The sequence below is a fragment of the Actinomadura sp. NTSP31 genome (assembly GCF_041951385.1).
Classification (GTDB): domain Bacteria; phylum Actinomycetota; class Actinomycetes; order Streptosporangiales; family Streptosporangiaceae; genus Spirillospora; species Spirillospora napierensis.
Window position 1 is genome coordinate 117802 of the sequence record NZ_JBGNUT010000012.1, and the last position, 21954, is coordinate 139755.

Here is a 21954-nt window from a genome sequence, read left to right on the forward strand (position 1 = left end):
CCCGGGGGGATCCGGAAAAATGCGCTCAGCCGGCACGGCGCAGCACGCGTCCGGGACGCGCGCCGGTGGCCGTGCCGTCGCGCAGCACGGGGACGCCGCGCACGAGCACGTGCCGCACACCCGTGGCGAGCCGCCAGGGATCTGCGAAGTCGGAGTTGTCGGTCACCGCGTCCGGGGCGAACACGGCGAGGTCGGCCACGCGGCCCGGCCGGATCTCGCCGCGGTCGGCCAGCCCGAGGCGGGCGGCGGGCAGGGAGGTCATCTTCCGGACGGCCTCGGGCAGCGTGAGCAGCCCGTCCTCCCGGACGTAGCGGCCGAGCACCCGCGCGAACGTGCCGAAGCTGCGCGGGTGCGGGCGGCCCGCGCCGGACGGGGCGAGCGTCCAGCCGTCGCTGGCGACGCTGACGAGCGGGTGCGCGAGGACGGCCGACACGTCGGCGGCGGACATGGCGTGGTTGACGATCGAGACGGTCGCGTTGTGCGCGGCCAGCAGCTCGAGCGCCGCCTCCGCGGGATCCATGCCGGTCTCGGCGCCGATCTCGGCGAGGCTGCGGCCGGTGAACCGGGAGTAGGGGCCGTCCGGCAGCCCGGCGACGACCACGCCGGCCGGGTCGATGTCGCGGCCGAACCGGGCGCGCAGCTCCGCGGCGATCCGGCTCCGGGTGGAGCGTTCCATCAGGCGTTCGAGCAGCCGCGGGGCGCCGCCGTCCATCGCCCAGCCCGGCAGCCGCGACGTCAGCGTCGTCGACGAGGCGGTGTAGGGGTACACGTCGGCGGTGACGTCCACGCCCTCGGCGCGGGCCGCCTCGATCCTCGCCAGCGCCCCGTGGACCGCGCCGTGGTTGGCCGGGCCCATCGCCTTGAGGTGCGAGATCTCCAGCCGCGCCCCCGACCGGCGCGCCGCGTCCAGCGCCTCGTCGACCGACGCGAGCAGCTCGTTGCTCTCGTTGCGCATGTGCGTGGAGTACAGCAGGCCGCGCCCCGCCGCCTCGGTGGCGAGCGCCGCGACCTCGGCGGACGAGGCGTAGGACCCGGGCGCGTAGATCAGCCCGGTGGAGAAGCCGAACGCGCCCTGCTCGGCGGCGGCGGCCAGCAGCGACCGCATCCGCGCCAGCTCGTCCTCCGTGGCGGGGCGCTCGTCGGCGCCCATCACCAGCGTCCGCAGCGCCTGGTGCCCCACCTGCGTCGCCAGGTTGATCGCCGGCCGTTCCGCCTCGACGGCGCGGGCGTAGCCGTCCAGGTCACTCCACTGGAAGTCGACGCCGGACGCCAGGAACCCGGCGGCGCCGCGCAGCTCCTCCGCCTCGGCGACCGGGAACGGCGAGAACCCGCAGTTGCCGCCGAGCAGCGTCGTCACGCCCTGGTGCACGGCCGTGTCGGCGGCCGGGTGCTCCTGGACGGTGAAGTCGGCGTGCGAGTGCAGGTCGATGAAGCCGGGCGCGACGACCAGCCCGGTCGCGTCCAGCTCCGGGCCCTCGTGCGTCTTGCCCGGCGGGACGACGTCGCGGATCACGCCCTCGCGCACCACCACGTCGGCCCGCCGCGCCGGCGCTCCGGTGCCGTCCAGCACGTCGCCGCCGGTGATGACGACGTCGTCCGCCTCGTGCCTCGCGTGCGTCGCGTGCCTCATCCGTCCGCGCCCCCTCGTTCGTCGGAGTAGATCGTCAGGGCCCGCGCCAGCCCCTCGCGCCTGGCCAGCCGCCGCCGCGCCCCTTTGGCGCTGGCCGCGGTGAGCGTGGCGAGCGCGTGCACGACGGCGGAGATCGCGGTCGGGGAGTCGCTGAAGGACGCGCTTCCGGTGTCCACCACCACGGTGGTGTGCGCGGCGGCGGCCAGCGGGCTGCCCGCGTCGTCGGTGATCGCGACGACGTGCCCGCCCGCCGCGGCGAACTCGCGCGCCACGACGATGGTGGGGCGGGCGTACCGGCGGAACGAGAACGCGATGAGCACGTCCGTGGGCCGGACGTCGCTGAGCACGTCGATGGCCCGCACGGCGGACTCGTCGATCAGGGTGACCCCGGCGAGGCTGGCCGACAGCTCCAGGTGCAGCAGCGCCGCGTGCGCGCGGCTCTTGGCGGTGCCGAGGACGAACCGGCGGCGGGCCGCGACGACCCGCGCGGCGGCCTGCTCCAGCGTCCCGTCGGCCTGCAGCGCGGCCATGGTGTGCTCGAGGTTGGCGCGGTCCGCCTCGATCACGGCGTTGAGCAGCACCGAGGCCGAGGACTGCCGCCGCAGGCGCGCGCCGTAGCGGGCGTTCGGGCTGCTGAGCCGGCGGTTCTCGGCCGCCGCCTCGTCCCGCGCGTCCGCCGCCGGGGGCCGGCGGGACTCCTCGCTCACGAGCCGCTCCCGTCCATTGATACGTAACCTATCTTGCCGCGCCCTGTTTCTAGCAGTATGGCGCAGCACACGTCAATGATGCTGCTCAGTCCAAATCCAGCCGGGTCGCTCAGAGACCCCGCCACCCTTGGCATCCCCTGACGATAGGGAACGTATCCCGACATCCACGATCCGCACCGATGAGGGCTCCCGACGGGAGGCCGGTCCGGCGCCGGGTCGTCCTGGCGCAGCGCGGCCGGCGCCCGGGACGGGCGCGAACAGTGAGTCTGGGGGTTTTCTGGAGATCTTGACAAAATTCGCGGCGTATCTCCCACGCAGGTCTAGCCTGTCGGAATGATCCCACCCTTAGGCGTTTCCACCCCCGCGACGCGGCTCGGGTGGCTGGACGTGCTGCGGGGGTGGGCGGCGCTGGCGGTGGCGCTCCACCACGCCACGTACGTGTACCTGCCGGACGTGCGGATCGGGCTGCAGGGCTGGTTCGACCCCGGCACCTACGGGGTGCTGGTCTTCTTCCTGGTGAGCGGGTACATCGTCCCGGCGTCGCTGGAGCGGCGCGAGAGCGTGCGCGGGTTCTGGATCGGCCGGTTCTTCCGCATCTACCCGCTGCTGGCGGTGGCGTCCTTCCTCGCGGTGCTGCCGTTCCTGCTGGGCGTGCTGGGCCTGCGGGCGGGACTGGAGCACTACCATCCCGTGACGGCGGTCCTCGCCCACCTGACGATGATGCAGGACCTCCTCGCCGTGCCGAACGCGATGAACGTGCTGTGGACGCTGTCGTACGAGATGGCGTTCTATCTGCTCGTCGTGGCGCTGTTCGTGGTGCGCGCGCACCGGCGGTCGGCGCCGGTGTCCGTCGGGATCGCGGCGGCGGCGGTGGCGGTGGGCGGGCTGCTGCAACCGTGGCTGCTGTCCGGGCTGCTGTCCCGGAAGGCCGGGGTCGGCGTGGTCGTCGCGGCCGGTTCCGTCGCGCTGGTCGTGGCGGTCGCGGCGGCGATGGCGCGCCGTCCGGGGGCGCGCCTCGCGGGCGGGCTGCTCGGCGGGCTGCTCGCGGCCCTCCTGGTGACGCTGAACGGCCGGGTCGACGCGTGGCAGGGCCTGGCGATGATGGCGCTGATGTTCGCCGGGACCGCCGTCTACCGCGCGGAGCACGGGCAGATCCCGCGCTGGTCCGGCGGGGCGGCGGCGGTGCTGGTGCCGGCGGGCGCGCTCGCCGCCGGGCTCTGGAACATGCACGGCTACTGGCACGCCCAGCTCGTCTGGGCGGGAACGGTGGTGACGGCGACGGCGACGTTCGCGGGGGGCTGGCTGCTGCGGCACCGCCGGTTCCCGCGCTGGGCGACGGGCCTCGGCGCCATGAGCTTCTCGGTGTACCTGCTGCATCCCCTGCTGCTGATGGTGTCGGCCCAGTTCCTCGACCGGTCCGGCCGCGAGGACGTGCTGGGCCTGCTGGTCTTCGTCGCCGTCCTGCTGGCCGCCGGCTGGGCGTCCCAGCGCTGGATCGAGGCGCCCGGGCAGCGGATGGGCCGCCGCCTCGCGCGGCGCGCCCCGTCCAAGGCGGCCGAGCCGCCGGTGCTGGTGTCCTGAGGCCACCGCCTCCCGCGCCTCGGCCTGGGGTCAGCGCCGGGTGCGCGGCAGGAAGGCGACCAGCGCGGTGCCCGCCGCCGTGATGATCGCGGCGATCAGGAACGCGGTCGCGTAGCCGCCCGCGAGATCGGCGCCCGACCGGGCCGCCGCGGTCGCGAGGATCGTCAGGCCGATCGCGCCGCCGATCGTCCGGGAGGTGTTGACGACGCCCGCGACGGCGCCCGCCTCGGCCCGGCTCACCCCGGCCGTCGACGCCTCCACCAGCGGCGTCATCAGCAGGCCGAAGCCGGTCGCCATCACGATGCCGGGGCCGAGGATGGAGCCGGCGAACGTCCCGCCCGCGTCCAGGACGGCGCTCTGCCACGCGAACCCGGCGGCGGCCATCAGCCCGCCCCCGGCGGCCAGGAGCCGGGCGTCCATCCGGGCCATCAGCGTCGGCGCGAGCTTCGAGCCCACGATGATGCCCGCGGTGTGCGGCAGGAACGACACCCCGGTCCGGACGGCGCTGTAGTGCAGGACGTTCTGCATGTAGAGCGACAGGAAGTACCAGAGCGCGAACCCCGCCATCGTGCTGACGAGGGTGGCGAGGTTGCCGACCGCGACGCTGCGCAGCCGGAACAGCCGCAGCTGGACGAGCGGCTGCGCCGTCCGGGACTCCACGGCGACGAACAGCGCCAGCAGGGCGAGCCCGGCGAGCAGCGGGAGCAGCGAGTCCGCCGACGTCCAGCCGTGGTGCTCGGTCTGCCCGATGCCGAAGGCGAGCAGGCCGACGCCGCCGGTGACGAGCACCGCGCCGGGCAGGTCGAGGCGCTGCCGGGCGGCGGGCGCGGCCTCCTCGCGCAGCCACCGCGCCGCGACCACCGCGATGGCGGCGCCGACCGGCACGTTGATCAGCAGCACCCAGCGCCAGCTGAGGTAGTCGGTCAGCAGCCCGCCGACGAGCCCGCCGGTCGCGCCGCCGGCGGTGCCGACCGCCGTCCACATCGCGATCGCCCTCGTCCGCGCCGGCCCCTCGGGGAACGTCCCGGTGATCAGCGACAGCGTGACGGGCGCGAGGATGGCGGCGCCGAGGCCCTGCACGGCGCGGGCGCCGATGAGCATCCCGGCGTCCTGCGCGAGCCCGCCCGCGAGGCTGGCGGCGGTGAACAGGCCGAGGCCGGTGATGAACACCCGCTTGCGGCCGAACAGGTCGGCGGCGCGCCCGCCCAGCAGCAGGAACCCGGCGAACGCCAGCGAGTAGGCGTTGACGACCCACTGCAGGCTCGTGGCGCCGAGGCCGAGCCCGCCGCGCATGCCCGGCAGCGCCACGTTGACGACGGAGATGTCCAGGACGACGAGGAACTGCCCGGTGGACGCGGCGAGGAGGGCGGCCCAGGACGGGGTGCCGCCGGCCTCCCGTTCCCCCGCCTCGGCGGCGTCGCTTTCTCGGATCGTGGTCATGGGCCTCATGCTGTCGGCGCCGCGCCCGGCCGCGCGTCGGCCGCCGGACCCAATCCGCGGGGTCCCATCGACCTAGGTCCTCGCCTCGGCCCCGCCGCGCCCGGCGGGCGCGGCGGGGCCGGGACGGTCAGTGGGAGGGGCGGTGCCGGACGCCGATCGCGGCGACGGCGGCGCCCACCGCGCACAGCACGCCGGTGACCAGGACGGCCGCGTGCACGCCGTTCATGAACGCCTGCCCGCTCGCCTCCACGACGGCGGCCTTGACCTGCGCGGGCATCGCGCCCGACGTCGGCGAGACGCCCATCGCGACCGCGTCCTCGGCCCCGGCCAGACCGCCGGTCAGCGGGGCGGGCACGCCGGCCGAGGACAGCTCGCCGGCGTAGGTCGCGCCGACGCGGGCGCTGATCAGCGACACGAGCACGGACGTGCCGAGCGCGCCGCCGATCTGCAGCACGGTCGCCTGCAGCCCGCCCGCGACGCCGCCGTCCCGGACCGGGGCGTTCCCGACGATCGCGGCGGACGACGCGGACAGCACCATCCCGGCGCCGAGCCCGAGCGCGACGAACGGCGGCCACATCACGGCGAACGGGGAGCCGGCGTCCCAGCCGAGCATCGCCAAGCACGCGGCGGCCTGCAGCGCCATGCCGAGCGGCATGGTGAACCGCGGCCCGAACCGGTCGGTCAGCGCGGCGCCGAGCGGCGACGCGACGACCGACGCCAGGCTGAGCGGCAGCGTCCGCACGCCCGCCTCGACCGGCGAGAGCCCCCGGACGTTCTGCAGGTACAGCATCACGAAGAAGATCACGCCGAGCAGGACGAAGAAGTTCAGCGCGGTGATGATCGCGCCGATCGTCAGCGCGGGGTCGCGGAACAACCGCATCGGCAGCAGCGGGTGCGCGACGCGGGTCTCGACCCAGCCGAAGACCAGCAGGACCGCGAGGCCGCCGCCGATCGCGCCGAGGGTGCCGGGCGACGACCAGCCCCACGTCTCGCCCTTGACGACGCCGAACACCACCGCGAGCAGGCCGACCGCGAGCAGCGCGACGCCCGGCAGGTCGAAGCGCTCCTTCCCGGCGTCCTCCTGCTTGCTCTGCGGCAGGACGAACGCGCTGAACACCAGCGCGACGACCCCGATGGGCGCGTTGATGTAGAAGACGGACTCCCAGCTGACGTGCTCCACGAGCAGCCCGCCGACGATGGGCCCGAGGGCCGTGGACACCGTGGACACCATCGCCCAGATGCCCACCGCCATGCCGAACTTGCGCGGCGGGAACACGGCGCGCAGCGAGGCGATGGTGTTCGGCATCAGCAGCGCGCCGAACAGGCCCTGGAGCGCGCGGAAGACCAGGACGCCCTCGATGGACCCGGCGAGCCCGATCGCGATGGACGCCGCGACGAACCCGGCAACGCCGGCCAGGTAGAAGGTGCGGCGCCCGAAGCGGTCGCCGAGCTTGCCGCCGAGGATCAGCGCGGCCGCCAGGGCGAGCAGGTAGGAGTTGGTGACCCACTGCAGGTCCGCGGTGGAGGCGTGCAGGTCGCGGCCGATCTCCGGGTTCGCGATCGACACGACGGACCCGTCGAGGCCGACCATGAACAGGCCGAACGCGACGGCGATGAGGGTGAGCCACGGGTTGGCCCGCAGGCCCCCGCGCTTCCCGTGCGCGGGCCGCGAGCGCGGCCCGGCGGATTCCACGGACGTGGACGGCATTGATGGAACCTCTGTTCTTGCGGTACGTGACGGCAGGCCGGCGCGGCACGTCCTGGCGCGGGCACGCGGGCACGGCGACGAACGCGCACGGCATCGCGCGACCAGGCACGGCGCGGCCGGCTGCCGGGTGATGGGAGGGACGCGGCGCGCGCCGCGGCGTCCGGCCGGGCGTGCGGCCCGGCCGGCGCGGTCAATCGGGGCGCCGGGGAGGCGTCAGGAGTTCAGCGCGCCCAGGGCCGAGCCGAGGGCGTCCCTCGCGCCGTCGCTGAGGGCGCACGGAACCGCCGCGCCGCGCGTGCCGCTGAGGGGCCCGGGCGCGGTCGTTCGGGTCGTCCACCTGCGCATCGACATGGTTCAGGTGGCCGGACTTCCGGAGGCCGTGACGTCGGGCTCCAGGAACTCCGGGGACGAAGGAAGTTCGGCGGCGGCGCGCTCGAAGGCGGCGGCGAGGAGGGTGAGGGCCTCGACGACCCGCTCGCGGTCCGCGCCGAGCCCCGCGACCAGCCGGGATTCGATCCCGACCTGGCGCGGGAAGAGCGCGTCGACGGCCGCCTTGCCGGACTCGGTGATGGAGACGAGGGACGCGCGGCGGTCGGCGCGGCTCGGCGCGCGCTCGATGAAGCCCCGCCTCTCCAGCTTGCCGAGCGCCTTGCTGACGCCGGCCCGGGACATGCGATGGTGCTCGGCGATGCGGCGGGCGATGACGGGCTGCTCCATGTGCCGCAGCGGGATGAGCAGGTCGAGCTCGGGCGCGGTCAGGGGCGCGTCGTCGTAGAGCGGCTCGACCGCGCTCTCCAGCTGGCCGACGATGCGCTTGACCAGCTCGACGATCTGCATCGCCGAGGCGTCCATGTCCGGGTGGCGGGCGGTCCACTGGCGGCGGACGTCCGACGGCCGGGGCAGCATCCGCGCCTCCTTCTGTAAACCAGCGAACTACTCGTTACCGTTCACCATGGTATCCAATCCCCCGACCTGCTGACGGGCCGCACCCGCCGGTGCCAGACGACCAGCGCGAGCACCGCCAGCGCGATGCCGTAGCCGAGGGCGTGCAGGACGAGCGGCAGCGCCGAGTCGCTCGCCTACCACCTGCGCGAGGCGGGCGACGCCGCGCGCGCTCTGGAGGCGACCCTCGAAGCCGCCCGGCAGGCCGCGTCCCGGCTCGCCCACGAGCATGCCGCGGCGCAGTACCGGCGCGGCGCTCACCCCGCCCGACGCCGCCGCCCGCCGCGCCGGGCTGCTGGTGGAGCTGGCGCGCTGCGAGTTCCGCAGCGGCGACGTGGAGGAAGGCTGGCGGCACTGCCGCGAGGCCTGTCGGAGCGGACCGTGGAGAACCACATCTCCCACATCCTCGACAAGCTCGGCGTCGGCAACGGTGGCCGTCCCGGTACGCGCGGCCGTGTTGCAGGATGGAGGGGTGCGTGCGCGAGCGATCACTCCCGAGCGGGCGGTCGAGGAGGTGTGCGGCCGGATCGACGGCGCGCCGCGCGAGGCGTGGCGGCGGGTCGCGGTCGACGGCGCGCCGGCGGCGGAGCCGTGGGTGCTCGCCGACGCGCTGGTCGGGCCGCTGCGCGCGGCGGGACGCGACGTCGTGCGGGTGTCGGCGCGTGACTTCCTGCGGCCCGCGTCGCTGCGGTACGAGTTCGGCCGCGAGGACCCCGACGTGTACTACGACGAGTGGCTCGACGTGGGCGGGCTCATGCGGGAGGTGCTGGCGCCGCTGGAGCCCGGCGGCACCGGCAAGGTGCTGCCGAGCCTGTGGGACAGCGAGCGGGACCGGGCCACGCGGGCGCGGTACACGGCCGTCCGGCCAGGTGGCGTCCTGCTGTTGGACGGGGCGCTGCTGCTGGGCCGGGGCCTGCCGTTCGAGCTGGTCGTCCATCTGACGATGTCGCCCGCCGCGCTGGCGCGCCGGACCCCGGACGAGGAGGCGTGGACGCTCCCCGCGTTCGCGCGCTACGACCGCGAAGCCGAGCCGCTGCGGACCGCCGACGTCGTTCTGAAGACCGACGACCCGCGCCGCCCCGCCCTCGTCGAGTCGGTCTAGGCGCGCCATTCCTCCCGGTAGTCGGGGTGGTGCGCGTACGGGAGGGCGAGGAGGCGCAGGGCCTGTTCGCGGACGGCCTGGGCGGCCTGCTGCTCGGGGGCCGCGCGGCCCTGGGCGATGATCCAGGCGTGTTTCTCGCAGTCGTCGACGAGCTGCCGCCGGGCGGCCACGTCCTGGAGGACGCGGGACGGGTCGTGGCGGGCGATGTGCTCGGCGTACGACGCGTTCTCGGCCGACGCGACGAAGCCGGGCTCGCCACCGGGTTCACCGCCGCCGTCGAGCCGGACGGTGCCGGCGGGCGCGGCCGCCCAGGCGGCGCCGGAGCACGCCCGGGCGACCTGCTCGTCCTTGGCCAGCCGGGCGCGCAGGAAGTCCACCAGATCCATGCGACCATCCTGCCTCGCGGGGACGACATCGGCGCCCGGATACACTCACGGCGGGGAGGATTCATGTCATTGACGACGTCCCATGGCGAGCCGGGCACCGCGCGCACCGGGTTGCGGGCGCGCCGCGAGGGCGGGCCGCTGCGGGTGATCGAGAGCGAGCTCGTCGACTACGCCGAGGCGATCGCGGCCATGGAGCGGATGGTGCGCGACCGGCAGTCCGGCGCGGCCGACGACACGCTGTGGATCCTGTCGCATCCGCGCACGTACACGGTGGGGCGGCGGACGCCGCCGGAGGAGCGGCCCGACCCGGCGCACGGCATCCCGGTGGTGGAGGTGCGGCGCGGCGGGAAGCTCACCTACCACTCGCCGGAGCAGATCGTCGGGTACCCGATCCTGAAGCTCGCCGATCCGCGGGACGTGGTGGGGCTGCTGCGCGACATCGAGAACCTGCTGGTCGGGGTGCTCGGCGAGCTGGGCATCGCGGCGGAGCGGCGGGACACCCCGCCGGGCAGCCCGCTGCTGACCGGGGTGTGGACGGCCGGGGGACGCAAGATCGTCTCGCTGGGGATGCACATCTCGCGGGGCGTCAGCGCGCACGGGTTCTCCATGGACGTCGACGCCGACCCCGCGCCGTGGACGTGGGCGGTGCCGTGCGGGATGCCGGACGTGGAGATGACGTCGGTGTGCCGGGAGCGGGAGCGGCAAGGGCTGGCGCCGGTCACGCAGGCCGAGGTGCGGCGGCTGATCGTGGACGCCTGGCGCAGCGAGGCCTGAGGGGCGAGCCGTTCCCGGCCCGCCCCTCTGTGTCACTTGGCAGAGCAGGTGTCACTTGGCCGGGCAGTTGCCCTGGACGGGCTTCCCGGCGAACCGGTCGGCGAGGAAGCCCATCATGTCCCCCTCGCTCTGGAGCATTCCGGTCGCGTGCTCGGCGATCCAGTAGCTCTTGTAGGTGACGTTGGCGCCCTTGGCGCACCAGTCGCGGTCGAGCGTCTCGGCCTGCTTCGCCGGGATGATCTCGTCCAGCAGCGCCTGCCCCTGGAAGACGGGGACGCTCGGCGCGGTGGAGCCGAGCTTGTTCTCGTCCAGCCGGGCCCGCCACTGCGGGGTGTCCAGCGGGTTGGTGGTGGTGTAGTCGCCGATCTTCTTGAACGCGGTCTCGAGCACCGTGGCCGGGCCGTCGAAGCTGACCAGGCACATGTCCTTGGCCTTCGCCAGCAGCGCGCGCCCGTTGTCGTTGAGGTAGCCGTCCAGCTTCAGTTCGGGGTAGGCGGCGTCGTAGCCGACGGCGGCCATGAACATGAGCGCGACGAACGGGCTGCCGTCCAGGCTCGCCGCGACCGCGCGCAGGTCGGCGGGGACGCCGCCGGCGGCGACGCCCTTGAGGTCGAGGTCCGGCGCGTAGGACTTCGCGAGCTCGGCGGCCCATCCGGCGGACGTCCCGCCCTGCGAGTAGCCCTTGATCGCGACGGGGGCGCCGGCGAGACCGGCGTCCGGGAGGCGCTCGGCGGCCCGCGCCATGTCGAGGACGGCCTTGCCCTGCGAGCGTCCGACCTCATAGGTGTGCTGGCCGGGGGTGCCGAGGCCCTCCATGTCCGTGAGCGCGACGGCCCAGCCCTGGTTGAGCGCGTCGATGACGAACAGTTCCTCGTAGTCGAGGCCCTGGGTGAGGGTGTAGGACGGGGCGCAGGCGTCGCCGAGCCCGCGCGTCCCGACCGCGTAGGAGACGAGGGGGCGCTTGCCGGGGCCCGTCCACGGCTTGTCGGGGACGAGGACGGTGCCGGACACCGCCACCGGCGCGCCGGCGGCCGACTGCGATCGGTACAGCACCTGCCAGGACTTCACTCCCGCGTAGGGCGAGTGGCCGGCCGGGTCGACGGTGAACAGCGACCGGCGGGAGCGGATGACGTCGCCGGGCTGCCCGGCGGGCAGCGGGGAGGGCGGCCGGTAGAACGGATCCTGGCCGGGGGGCTGGGTGGGAGCCGGGGCGTCCTGCGGCGCCGCGGCGGCCGTCCCCTGCAGGGCGGCCGCCGTCACGGCGGCTCCCGCGCAGGACGCCACCACGGCGTGCAGGACCCGGCGGACACTGCTGTGCATGACCTGAACCCTTCGTGTCGTCCCCCCGTCGCCGTCCCGGTGACGGCCACCGAACACTAAGGTAATTAGACACTTATTCCAATGGGCGCCGGTACGCATCGGCGGGCCCGCCCTTGTCAGCCGTGCCACAAACCGCAGGGCCGCGTGCGCGAGGACGTCTCGGCGCCGCCCGTCAGGAAATCTCGGCGCCGCCCGTCACGATGACTTCGCGCCGACCCCGCACAGGAAGTAGTCGCCGCCGGCGCCGATCCTGCCGGTGCCGGGCTCGGGGCGCCATTCGTCCAGCCGGACCAGGCCCGGCTCCAGCAGCGTCCAGCCGTCGAAGAAGCGCAGCTGCCGCTCGCGGCTGCGGTGCGTCATGCCGGTGTTGGCCTGGCCGTAGACCTCGGTCGAGTTCTCCGTGACCGCGTCGTCGCCGGTGATGTGCGAGATCACGACGTGGCTGCCGGGCGGCAGCGCGTCGCGCAGCGCCGCGACGGACCCGTAGGGGTCCTCCCCGTCGCTCAGGCAGTGCAGGACGGCCAGCAGCATCAGCCCGACCGGCTCGCCGAAGTCGATCGTCTCCCGCAGCACCGGGTCGGCGAGGATCGCCTCGACGTTCCGCAGGTCGTGCTCCAGGACGGTCGTCCGGTCGTCGGTGGCGGTGAGGGCGCGCCCGTGCGCGACCACGACCGGGTCGACGTCGAGGTAGGCGACCCGCGCGTCCGGCACGAGCTCCCGGACGACCTCGTGGACGTTGCCGCGCGTCGGCAGCCCGGTCCCGACGTCGAGGAACTGGCGGACGCCCGACGCGGCGAGGTGCCGGGCGGCGCGCAGCAGGAAGGCCCGGTTGTGCCTGGCCAGGACGGGGGTGAACGGCGCGTGGGCGAGGATCTTGTCGGCCGCCTCGCGGTCGGCCGCGTAGTTGTCCTTGCCGCCGAGGTAGTAGTCGTACATGCGGGCCACGTTCGGCACCCGCATGTCCACTTCGCGTGGCGTCCAGCCGTCGTTCACCTCGGGCCTCCCGTCCGGCATTGGAGCGATCTTCAGCCTAACCTGGCGGGTGAGGCGGATTCACGTTTTCCCGTGACAAGCGCGCATCGCCGCCCGGCGGAGACGGCCGATCCGCCCGCGGGCGGTGCTCGCGGCGCGGACCCGGACTGCCTAGAGTCTGCCGATGTGACGCAGACGGGAATCACGGAACTGCAGGACGTCCTGTGGAAGGCCGCCGCGAAACTGCGTGGGTCCATGGACGCCTCGCAGTACCGGGATTTCGTGCTGGGCCTCGTCTTCCTCAAATACGCCTCGTCCGCGTTCCCCGGCATTCCGGAAACGGCCCGATGGCCCGCCGTCGTCGCCGGATCCGGGCCGATCGGCGCGCGGATCGACGCCGCCATGGCGGCCGTGATGCGGGCGGAGCCGTCGCTGGACGGCGCCCTCCCCATGATCTTCGGCGCGGAGAACGTCGACCAGCGGCGGCTCGCCGACCTCGCCGGCGTCATCGGCGACGCGCGGTTCACCGGGCGCGACCGGGAGTCCGCCCGCGACCTCCTCGGCGAGGTCTACGAGTACTTCCTCGAGACGTTCGCCCGCGCGGAAGGCCGCCGCGGCGGCGAGTTCTACACGCCGAAGAGCGTGGTGAAACTGCTGGTGGACGTCCTCGAACCGTACAAGGGGCGGGTGTACGACCCGTGCTGCGGCTCGGGCGGGATGTTCGTCCAGGCGGAGAAGTTCGTGCTGAGCCGGCGGGGCCGCAGCGGGGACATCGCGGTGCACGGGCAGGAGGCCAACGCCCGCACCTGGCGGCTCGCCCGGATGAACCTCGCCATCCACGGGATCGCCGGCGACCTGTCCGCCCGGCACGCCGACACCTTCTACGAGGACGCGCATCCCGGCCTGCTCGCCGACCACGTGCTGGCCAATCCGCCGTTCAACATGTCGGACTGGTACCGCGACACCGGCGACCCGCGCTGGCGCTTCGGAGTGCCGCCGGCCGGGAACGCCAATTTCGCCTGGATGCAGCACATCGTTTCCAAGCTCGGCCCGCGCGGCGCCGCCGGAGTGGTGATGGCGAACGGCTCGATGTCGTCGCGGCAATCGGGCGAGAGCGGGATACGCGCCGCGATGGTCGAAGCCGACCTCGTCTCCTGCGTGGTCGCGCTGCCGCCGCAACTGTTCCGCACGACCCCTATTCCCGCGTGCCTGTGGTTCCTCTCCAACGACAAGGGCCCGGAAGGCGGCCGCGACGACCGGCGCGGGCAGGTGCTCTTCGTCGACGCCCGTTCCATGGGGACGCTGCTCGACCGCACCGAACGCGTCCTGACCGGCGACGACATCGCCAGGATTGCAGGGACCTACCATTCCTGGCGCGGCGGCCCGAGCGCCTCGCGGCCGTATGCCGACGAACCGGGTTTTTGCCGTTCTGCCGCGCTGGAAGAGATCCGGGACCACGGTCACGTCCTCACTCCCGGCCGTTATGCCGGCGCGGCGGAAACGGCGGGAGAGGCGTCCGAACCGGTCCGCGACCGGGTGGAGCGGCTGACCAAGGAACTGCTCACCCGGTTCGACGAATCGGCCCGGCTCGAGCAGGTCGTCCGGACGCGGCTGGAGCGGCTGGACGGCTGAGGGGATGACCAGGCTCGGCGACGTCGTCGCCTTCACGAACGGCAGGGCGCGGTCCGCCGCCGGCACCCGCTACCCGACGTACGGGGCCAACGGCGTCATCGGCACGTCCGGGGAATTCAACGCCGACCGGAACAGCACCATCGTCGGGCGCGTGGGCTCCTATTGCGGCGCCGTCCATTACGCGCACGAGCGGTGCTGGGTCACCGACAACGCCATCATCGCGACGCCGAAGGACGGCGTGCATCCCCGGTACGTCTATTACCTGCTCAAAGGGCTCGGCCTGAACCACCATCGCATCGGGTCGGGCCAGCCCCTGCTGACCCACGCGATCCTCAACACGCTTCCCGTCCACGATCTGCCGCGCGCCGGCCAGCATGCCGTCGCGGAGATCCTCGGCGCGCTCGACGACAAGATCACCGTCAACGAGCGGCTCGCTACCGACGCCGACGCGCTGGTCAGGGCACGGTACGCCGAACTCGCCGCGTCCGCTGCGGACTCGGTCCGGCTGGACGCGCTCGGCGGGCCGGTGACGGCGACCGTCCCCGCCGCGGACATCGGCGCCGGCGAGAACCACATCGGGCTGGAACATATTGCGAAACGGCACATGTGGCTCTCGGAATGGGCCGGCACGTCCGCCGTGCTGAGCACCAAGAGGCGGTTCAGCGCGGGCGACGTCCTCTTCGGGAAACTGCGGCCCTATTTCCACAAGGTCGGCCTGGCCTTCGTGGACGGCGTCGCCTCGACCGACATCCTCGTCGTCCGCCCGAAGGACGCCCGCCGGCGCGGCTGGCTGCTCGCGGCGCTGTCCAGCGACGAGGTCGTCGCGCACGCCGCCGCCCTCAGCGACGGCACGCGCATGCCGAGGGCCCAATGGCCCGACCTGGCCCGCTACGCGGTCCCGTGGCCGGGCGAACCCCGCGCCCGCGAATTCGGCGAGCTCGTGGACGCGCTCGCGGACCGGGTGCGCGCCGCGAGGGCCGAGAGCGCGGCGCTCGCCGGGCTGCGCGACGGGCTGCTCCCCGAAATGCTGGCCGGACGGACGAAGGCGGCTCCATGAGCGACGACCCCGAATACCTGCTGGACAACCGGCGCGCCGAGGCCGGCGTCCGGTTCCAGGCGATCTCCGAGCTGTTCGACCCGTGGACGTTCCGGCACCTGGACGAGCTGGGCGCCGGCCCCGGCCTGCGGTGCTGGGAGGTCGGCGCGGGCGGCCCATCCGTCCCGCGGTGGCTGGGCGAGCGGGTCGGCGAGCAAGGGCGCGTGCTGGCGACCGATATCGACGTGTCCTGGACGCACCCGGCGGCCGGCGGTTCCGTTGAGGTCCGCCGGCACGACATCGTCCGGGACGCGCCGCCCGCCGAGACGTTCGAGCTGGTGCACGCCCGGCTCGTCCTGGTCCATCTGGCCGACCGCGAGCGGGCGCTGCGCACGATGATCGACGCGCTCCGCCCCGGCGGGACGCTGCTGATCGAGGACGCCGACCCGGCGCTGCAACCCCTGGCCTGCCCGGACGAGCACGGACCCGCCGAACGCCTGGCCAACAGGCTCCGCCACGGCTTCCGCGCGCTCCTCGCCGGGCGCGGCGCCGATCTCGCCTACGGCCGCACCCTGCCCCGCCTGCTGCGCGAGGCGGGCCTCGACGACGTCCGCGCCGACGCCTACTTCCCGATCACGTCCCCGGCCTGCGGCGTCCTGGAGGCCGCGACCGTCCGGCAGCTCCGCGACCAGCTCATCGCCGCCGGCCACGCCGCACCGGAGGAGATCGACCGGCACCTCGCCGCCATCTCCGACGGCCGCCTCGACATCACCACGGCACCGCTCATCTCCGCCTGGGCCCGCAAAGGCTGAGCCCCCAGGGAGGCCGAAACCCTTTGCGCCGAAATGGCGGCGCTCCCTAACCTGGGGACCGACAGCGTGTAGCTCAGCAGTAGAGCATCGGGCTTCATACCCGAAGGGCGCGGGGGCGGAACCCGCCACGCTGGCTATGAACGAGGACGTACAGGCCAATCCCGGCTACGCCGCGGGACAGATGTCCAAGGCTTTCGTGACCGCGCTGACGCACGAGAGCGAGGAGACGCGCCGGCTGGCGGAAAAGCGGTTGGAGCGCTGGAGGAGCGTCCTCTCCGGAATGGCGGACGGATCGCTGTCCATCGGCTCCCGGACGCCCGTCGAGGGACTTCCCGCATGGGTGACGCCCGAGGTCGTGCGCGGCGGCTTCGCCACCGGCACCGCCGCCGCGAGCGGCCCGCCGCTTCCGCACGAGCAGGACACCGCACGCCGAGTCGGCATCGCGGGCGACCGGCGCTCGCTGTTCCTGCATTACCTGACCGCCGAGGGCATCGACGAGCTTCACGCGTTGCTGGACAGCGGTGAATACGAGGTCGCCCTTCCGGAAGAGGGCGCGCTGCTCACCGTCGCCTGGCTTCTGCGGGCGGGCGACCGCGCGGGCGCGCTGGAGATCCTCGACGCCATCGGCCCGTTCGCGGACCGGCTCCGTTTCGCGCCCCGGCCCGGCACTCCCCTGGGCGACGCCTCGCTCGTCCACCGGGAGACCGTCGGGCAGGTGCGCAAGCGCATCGAGGGCAAGCCGACGAACAAGGCCGTCGCCGCGATGAACGAAGCGCTCGTGGTCTGGAATCCGTTCGCGGACGAAGTGCTGGAGCATTGGCTGGAGACCGTCCATGAGGGCCGGGTCTTCGCGGTGCTGCCTAAGGGATGGGGCGAGCGCGGCGCGGAACTGCTGGCGCGGTACCGGCGGCTGGCCCGCACCCACACCCTGTGCGGCAAGCACCGCAACCCCAAGGAGAACCTCGCCATTCTCCGGATGTCCCTGGAGAGCCTTTTCGAGGGACGGGGCGTGCCGCGCCTGCTGCAGCACGCCGTCGACTCGATGGTCGCCAGGCGCGGCGTGCCCGGGTCCGCTGAGCACACGGCGCTCCGCGAGCGGCAGGCGGCCGATGGCGCACGGCCCGCGCACCACACGCTCGCGCAGATCGTGCTGGCGCGCCTCGCGGACGTCCCGCAGGACTCCGGGGTGCCGTCCATCGACCCGTTCGTGGCGCCCGTTACGGAGGACGAGACTCGCCGTACGGGCGTCGAGGCGGGCACCGCGCTCCCCGAAGGGCTTTGCGAGATCGTCAAGAACGCGCTCCATGCGCCGGTGCCGGCGCTCATCGAACGCGGGATCGTCCCGTCGGCGGAGGTGCTCGCGGACCTCACTCCCCAGCTCGTCGCGGCGACCACCGCACGCGCCTATCCGGACCCCGCGCTACGCCGCCTGATGGCGGCGCAGTACACCGCGTTCCGTAACCGCCGCACCCTGCTCCTGCTCAACCTGGAAAGTCAGGTGCGGATGGAGGAGCTGCCATGGGTGCGCGCCGTGCAGCGGTACCGCCGCACGGACGGCACCGGTCAGCGGGAGGCGCGCGCCGTTCTCGTTCAGCTCGGTGAGCTGGCTCTGCAGGGCTTCCCGGGAACCGTCCTGCCCAACCCGCTCCTCAGCGAGCTGAGCGCCCTCACCAAGCGCGCGGGGCTGCAGGTGCCGTTCGTAGAGGAACTGGCGGCGGACATCTTCATGGGCACGTTCTCCACCAAGTACCTGCGTGCCGCCCAGCTCGCGGCGGACGTGCTGGAGGGCACCCTCTACGAGCGCTATTACGGGATCGACTACGCGGCCGTACGCACAATGGACGACGGCGGGCGCACGTCCGACGCCTTCGACGAGCTGTGCCGTGCCCGAGCCGGTGACCTGGCGGGCCGCTCGTGGGTCGCCGCCAACGGAAAGGTCATCGAGCAGGCGCAGATCCTGACGTCCCACAACCTCGCCGCGCTCGTCCACCCCATCGGGGTGAGCCCGTCGCCCGGCTGGGACGACCTGGCGCGCCGCGCGTTCGCCGTCACCTGCCGGCTCGTCGAGCAGGTGCACGGGAACCCGCGCCCGCTGGGGACCGTCAAGGACGCCGCGTACGCGTGGCGGCAGGCGGTGTTCTTCCTCGCGCTGTGCGGGTTGAAGGAGCAGGTGTCCGTCATCGCGTGGATGCAGGACGAGCTGGACCGGCGGCCGCCCCGCACCACCGCCCGCCTCGACCCGGTGCTCGCGGGGCTCCGCCACGTCCTGACGGGCGGGAGCCTGGACGACGGAACGGCACCGGGCGCACGCCGGTTCACCGGCTGGGCGCCGTCCGGCCACTGGCTACTGAAGACCCGCTGACCTGCGCCTTCACCATCGCCGTCAGATTGTCGGTGGGCGATGCAAGGCTTTTTCCACCTGCCCGGTCCGGGTGGGAGAACTTTGCGCGGGCCATGATCGTCCGCGCCGAGGGTGGAGGTCGAGGCGTTGGACGCGGAGAGGGCCGCCGGGCGTTCCGGGAGCGGCGGGGACCGGCGCAGCGTGGTGCGGGTGGTGCGGCCGGTCCGGCCGCGCAGGCTGGCGAAGGTGCCGTTCGTCGAGCTGGCGGAGGGCCGGCTGCAAGGGGTCGTGTCGAGCGGGTCGGACCTCGCGCGGGTGTACGTGTCGTCCATCGCCGCCGGCAGCCACGACTTCAGCTGCAGCACCAACAACAACCGGCCGTGCGGCGGGCTGGGCGGGTCGTCCATGTGCAAGCACCTGCGGTCGCTCGTCGACGAGGCCGTCATCCAGTACGGGCTCGAACGGGTCGCGCGCTACCTGAAGGCGGAGGCGGGCGACGGCGACCTCGCCGGGGCGCTGCGGGGGGCCAAGGCGTCCGCGCCGGCGGCCGGGGTGTTCAGCCGGTTCCTGCGCCACCTGTCCTATCTGGAGGTGCCGGGCGCGGCCGAGCCGCTGCCGGAGATGCACTGGTTCCCGGCGATGGGAGCGGCCAACTGATGCTCGGAACGCATCTGGCCGGGCTGCTCGGCGCGACGCCGCCGGGCGTGGACGAGGCGCTCGACGTCGTCGCCGGGTTCGACGGCGCGCTCGTCGACGGCTTCGGGCGGCTCGGCGACGAGGGCGCGGCGGCGCTGAGAGCGCTGGCGGACGCGCTGGCCGGGTCCCCGCTCGGCGGGCCCGCCGCCGAGGCGGCCGAGAAGGTCGCGGCGGGCTCGGTCGCCGGCACGCACCTGGCCGCGCTGGCCGGCGGCCGCACCGCCCTGCTCGGCGCCGTCCACGACGCCCTCCTCACCCACCTCGACACCGCGCTCGGACGGACCCGCGCCGGCTGGACGGCGGGCGACGATCTCCCGGCCGCCGCCGAGAACCTGCTCGCCGGAAGCCGGTCCTGGCTCGGCGAACTGGCCATCGCCGGATGGCGCGGCGTCGACCACGACCTGGTGTCCGCCTCGGACCAGGTGGTCGAGGCGCTGCTGGCGGAGCCCGCGCTGCGGCGGCAGGCCGTCCTGCTCGACGGGCTCGCCGCCGAACTGCGCGCCTGCTCCCCCGTCGCCACGATGGACGAGATCCCGGCGCGCCGCTGGGCCGACCTGTGGGCGCGCGGGGTACTGCTGGCGCAGCCGGGCGGCGCCGCGCCCGCGCGGGAAACGGTCGACGGGCGGCTGCTGCTCCTCGGCGTGGACGTCCACGAGCACGGAACGGCCGTCCAGGTGCAGGCGCACTGGATCCTGGAACCGGCCGGCGACGGGCCGCCCCGCCTGGTCCGCACCAGCGCCGCCGCGGCGAAGGTCGACACCATCGTCGGCCCGGCCGTGTGGCGGGTCCTCGCCGACCGTCCCGTGCTGCTGCGGGCGCTGGCCGAACAGCGCGCCGTCCAGGTCGAGGGCCTCGTGCTGGCGGGCGGCGACCTGCTGTGGGAGGAGGACAAGGCGCGCCTCGGCTTCGTCGCCGACCCGTTCGCCTCGGCCCGGCTGCACCTGCCCGGCGCGGTCGCCGCGCCCGTCCCGCCCCTGGAACGGCACCCGGCCCGCATCGGCGAACCCGTCCTGCTGGAGGGCTACTCGGTGGAGGGAACGACCCTGCTGCTCGACGGCCACGCGCTCGACGTCGACATGGACCGCCTCCCGGCATGCGGTCCCCTCACCCCCGACCTGGTGACCGCGTCGTCCGCGTGCATCGGGCTCGTCCGCTGGGACGCCGGCCGGTGGACGCTCCAGCCCCTCGCCGTCCAGGCGACGGTCAGGAAGAAGCAGGTGGACGCGCACAACGGCGACTGGGCCCTCGGCCCCACCGACCCCAAGGCCGAGAAGGCCATGGCCAGATCCGGCGACACGGTGCTGGTCCTCCAGGAACGAGCGGGACGGCTGCTCCGGAAATGACCGAGACCGAAGCGAAGGCCGACGAGAACCGGCGGCAGGTCCTGTACTGGCGGCTGCTGGCCCGCCTCTTCGACTCCGAGGAGCAGGCCCCGCTGGAGGCCGCGAGCGTCGCCGTCGTCGACGACCTCGGCCTGCCCGCCGCCCTCCTCGACCCGTCCGTCTCCGTCGACGCCCTCGTCCAGCGCTTCCCCGACCTGGCCGCCGACTTCGACGCCCTCCTCCCCTCCCCCGCGACCGCCGGCGGGGCGCCGGCCGCCGAGGATTCGCGGGAGCGGGTGCGGCGGGCCGCGCTGGTCTCGAAGCTGCTGCTCAGCGTGTTCGCGACCGGCTCGGGCAGCGTCAGCGCCGCGCAGCTCACGGAGTGGCAGCGGGACGCGGCGCGGCTGAGACGAGCCCTCGGCGGCGACCCGGCAACCGGAGCCGGGCCGGGCGCCGGCGCAGGACAGGGACCGGGCGCCGGTGCAGGTGCCGGTGCGGAGGCCGGCGCCGGAGATGGCGCCGCTGCCGGAGAGAACGGGACCGGAGACGGCGATACCGGAGGAAACGGGACCGGAGACGGAGGCGGCGGAGACGGTGCCGGGAGCGGCGGGCTCGGGCGCGGACTCGGGCGCGGGCTCGGGACGGGGGACGGGCTGCGGCCGCTGCTGGCGGAGATCGAAGGCGACCTCGTCCGGCGCATGCAACTGCGAGAGGTGCTCTCGGACAACCGGCTCGCGCGGCAGCTCACGCCGAGCATGTCGCTGATCGAGCAGCTCCTGCGCGACAAGGCGAACCTGTCCGGCGTCGCGCTCGCCAACGCCAAGGCGCTGATCCGCCGGTTCGTGGACGAGGTCGCCGAGGTGCTGCGGACGCAGGTGCAGCAGTCGAGCGCGGGGAAGATCGACCGGTCCGTGCCGCCGAAGCGGGTGTTCCGCAACCTCGATCTCGACCGGACGATCTGGAAGAACCTCACGAACTGGAGCCCGGAGGACGAGCGGCTCTACGTGGACCGGCTGTTCTACAAGCGCACCGCGAAACGCACCACGCCGGCGAAGATGATCGTCGTGGTGGACCAGTCGGGGTCGATGGTCGACTCGATGGTGAACTGCACGATCCTGGCGTCCATCTTCGCGGGGCTGCCGAAGGTGGACGTGCACCTGGTCGCCTACGACACGCGGGCGCTGGATCTGACGCCGTGGGCGCACGACCCGTTCGAGGTGCTGCTGCGCACGACGCTGGGCGGCGGCACCGACGGGACCGCCGCGATGGCCCTGGCCCGGCCGAAGATCACCGACCCGCGCGACACGGTGCTCGTGTGGATCTCCGACTTCTACGACAACCGGGCGCTGATGACCGACTTCGAGTCGCTGCACCGGTCCGGGGTGAAGCTCATCCCGGTCGGGTCGGTGACCGGCTCCGGGCAGGCGATGGTGGACGGCTGGTTCCGCGACCGGCTGAAGAGCCTCGGCACGCCGGTGATCTCCGGCCACATCCGCAGGCTCGTCGACGAGCTGAAGTCCTTCCTCGCGTAGCGGACGCGAGCCCCCCGAACC

General features: G+C 73.9%; 18 protein-coding genes. 10 read left to right on the top strand and 8 right to left on the bottom strand.

Going from position 1 to position 21954, the window contains the following annotated elements:
- Positions 1 to 25: 25 nt before the first annotated feature.
- Both ACA514_RS21525 and ACA514_RS21530 read right to left on the bottom strand, forming a co-directional pair.
- Positions 26 to 1630 carry an amidohydrolase family protein gene (locus ACA514_RS21525; RefSeq protein ID WP_375042988.1) on the bottom strand — a complete coding sequence of 535 codons (1605 nt, stop codon included), beginning with the start codon at positions 1628 to 1630 and terminating at the stop codon, positions 26 to 28.
- A complete protein-coding gene (locus ACA514_RS21530; protein ID WP_375042989.1) occupies positions 1627 to 2337 on the bottom strand; it encodes a MurR/RpiR family transcriptional regulator in 711 nt (236 codons plus the stop codon). The genes ACA514_RS21525 and ACA514_RS21530 overlap by 4 nt, the downstream gene beginning before the upstream one ends.
- Positions 2338 to 2670: 333 nt before the next feature.
- On the opposite strand from ACA514_RS21530, the gene ACA514_RS21535 reads away from it, so the two are divergent.
- Entirely contained in the window at positions 2671 to 3918 is a 1248-nt protein-coding gene (locus ACA514_RS21535) for an acyltransferase family protein (RefSeq protein WP_375042990.1), read from the top strand.
- A gap of 30 nt (positions 3919 to 3948) precedes the next feature.
- On the opposite strand, the gene ACA514_RS21540 is transcribed toward ACA514_RS21535, so the two are convergent.
- The 3 genes from ACA514_RS21540 to ACA514_RS21550 form a co-directional block, all read right to left on the bottom strand.
- Positions 3949 to 5358: an MFS transporter gene (locus tag ACA514_RS21540; RefSeq protein ID WP_375042991.1), complete on the bottom strand. Its 1410-nt coding sequence runs from the start codon at positions 5356 to 5358 to the stop codon at positions 3949 to 3951.
- Positions 5359 to 5485: 127 nt separating this feature from the next.
- Complete coding sequence (locus ACA514_RS21545; protein ID WP_375042992.1) at positions 5486 to 7066, bottom strand: MFS transporter; 1581 nt, start codon at positions 7064 to 7066, stop codon at positions 5486 to 5488.
- Positions 7067 to 7420: 354 nt separating this feature from the next.
- Complete coding sequence (locus ACA514_RS21550) at positions 7421 to 7972, bottom strand: MarR family winged helix-turn-helix transcriptional regulator (protein ID WP_375042993.1); 552 nt, start codon at positions 7970 to 7972, stop codon at positions 7421 to 7423.
- Positions 7973 to 8480: 508 nt separating this feature from the next.
- Between ACA514_RS21550 and ACA514_RS21555 the strand changes: the two genes are divergently transcribed.
- Positions 8481 to 9110 carry a uridine kinase gene (locus ACA514_RS21555; protein WP_375042994.1) on the top strand — a complete coding sequence of 210 codons (630 nt, stop codon included), beginning with the start codon at positions 8481 to 8483 and terminating at the stop codon, positions 9108 to 9110.
- On the opposite strand, the gene ACA514_RS21560 is transcribed toward ACA514_RS21555, so the two are convergent.
- The gene (locus ACA514_RS21560; RefSeq protein ID WP_375042995.1) at positions 9107 to 9496 is read right to left on the bottom strand and encodes a DUF6221 family protein; all 390 of its coding nucleotides are present in this window, start codon (positions 9494 to 9496) and stop codon (positions 9107 to 9109) included. The genes ACA514_RS21555 and ACA514_RS21560 overlap by 4 nt on opposite strands.
- A gap of 63 nt (positions 9497 to 9559) precedes the next feature.
- Here ACA514_RS21560 and lipB point away from each other — a divergent pair, with 63 nt between their 5' ends.
- Complete coding sequence (gene lipB, locus ACA514_RS21565) at positions 9560 to 10270, top strand: lipoyl(octanoyl) transferase LipB (RefSeq protein ID WP_375042996.1); 711 nt, start codon at positions 9560 to 9562, stop codon at positions 10268 to 10270.
- Between the two features lie 51 nt (positions 10271 to 10321).
- Here the strand turns inward: lipB and ACA514_RS21570 are convergent, their stop codons facing one another.
- The gene (locus ACA514_RS21570; RefSeq protein ID WP_375042997.1) at positions 10322 to 11590 is read right to left on the bottom strand and encodes a lipase family protein; all 1269 of its coding nucleotides are present in this window, start codon (positions 11588 to 11590) and stop codon (positions 10322 to 10324) included.
- A 195-nt stretch (positions 11591 to 11785) separates the two neighbouring features.
- Positions 11786 to 12604: an SAM-dependent methyltransferase gene (locus ACA514_RS21575; RefSeq protein ID WP_375042998.1), complete on the bottom strand. Its 819-nt coding sequence runs from the start codon at positions 12602 to 12604 to the stop codon at positions 11786 to 11788.
- Between the two features lie 144 nt (positions 12605 to 12748).
- On the opposite strand from ACA514_RS21575, the gene ACA514_RS21580 reads away from it, so the two are divergent.
- From ACA514_RS21580 to ACA514_RS21610, 7 genes are all read left to right on the top strand, one after another.
- Complete coding sequence (locus ACA514_RS21580; protein WP_375042999.1) at positions 12749 to 14194, top strand: N-6 DNA methylase; 1446 nt, start codon at positions 12749 to 12751, stop codon at positions 14192 to 14194.
- A 4-nt stretch (positions 14195 to 14198) separates the two neighbouring features.
- Positions 14199 to 15251 (top strand): restriction endonuclease subunit S, encoded by a 1053-nt coding sequence (locus tag ACA514_RS21585; RefSeq protein WP_375043000.1) that lies wholly within the window; start codon positions 14199 to 14201, stop codon positions 15249 to 15251.
- Positions 15248 to 16042 (top strand): class I SAM-dependent methyltransferase, encoded by a 795-nt coding sequence (locus ACA514_RS21590; protein ID WP_375043001.1) that lies wholly within the window; start codon positions 15248 to 15250, stop codon positions 16040 to 16042. Before ACA514_RS21585 ends, ACA514_RS21590 begins: the two co-directional genes overlap by 4 nt.
- Before the next feature lie 136 nt (positions 16043 to 16178).
- Positions 16179 to 18404 carry a transcriptional regulator gene (locus ACA514_RS21595; RefSeq protein ID WP_375043002.1) on the top strand — a complete coding sequence of 742 codons (2226 nt, stop codon included), beginning with the start codon at positions 16179 to 16181 and terminating at the stop codon, positions 18402 to 18404.
- Positions 18405 to 18530: 126 nt separating this feature from the next.
- Entirely contained in the window at positions 18531 to 19040 is a 510-nt protein-coding gene (locus ACA514_RS21600; protein ID WP_375043003.1) for a hypothetical protein, read from the top strand.
- Entirely contained in the window at positions 19040 to 20422 is a 1383-nt protein-coding gene (locus tag ACA514_RS21605) for a hypothetical protein (RefSeq protein WP_375043004.1), read from the top strand. The genes ACA514_RS21600 and ACA514_RS21605 overlap by 1 nt, the downstream gene beginning before the upstream one ends.
- Entirely contained in the window at positions 20419 to 21933 is a 1515-nt protein-coding gene (locus ACA514_RS21610; RefSeq protein ID WP_375043005.1) for a VWA domain-containing protein, read from the top strand. The genes ACA514_RS21605 and ACA514_RS21610 overlap by 4 nt, the downstream gene beginning before the upstream one ends.
- The last annotated feature ends 21 nt before the right edge of the window (positions 21934 to 21954 follow it).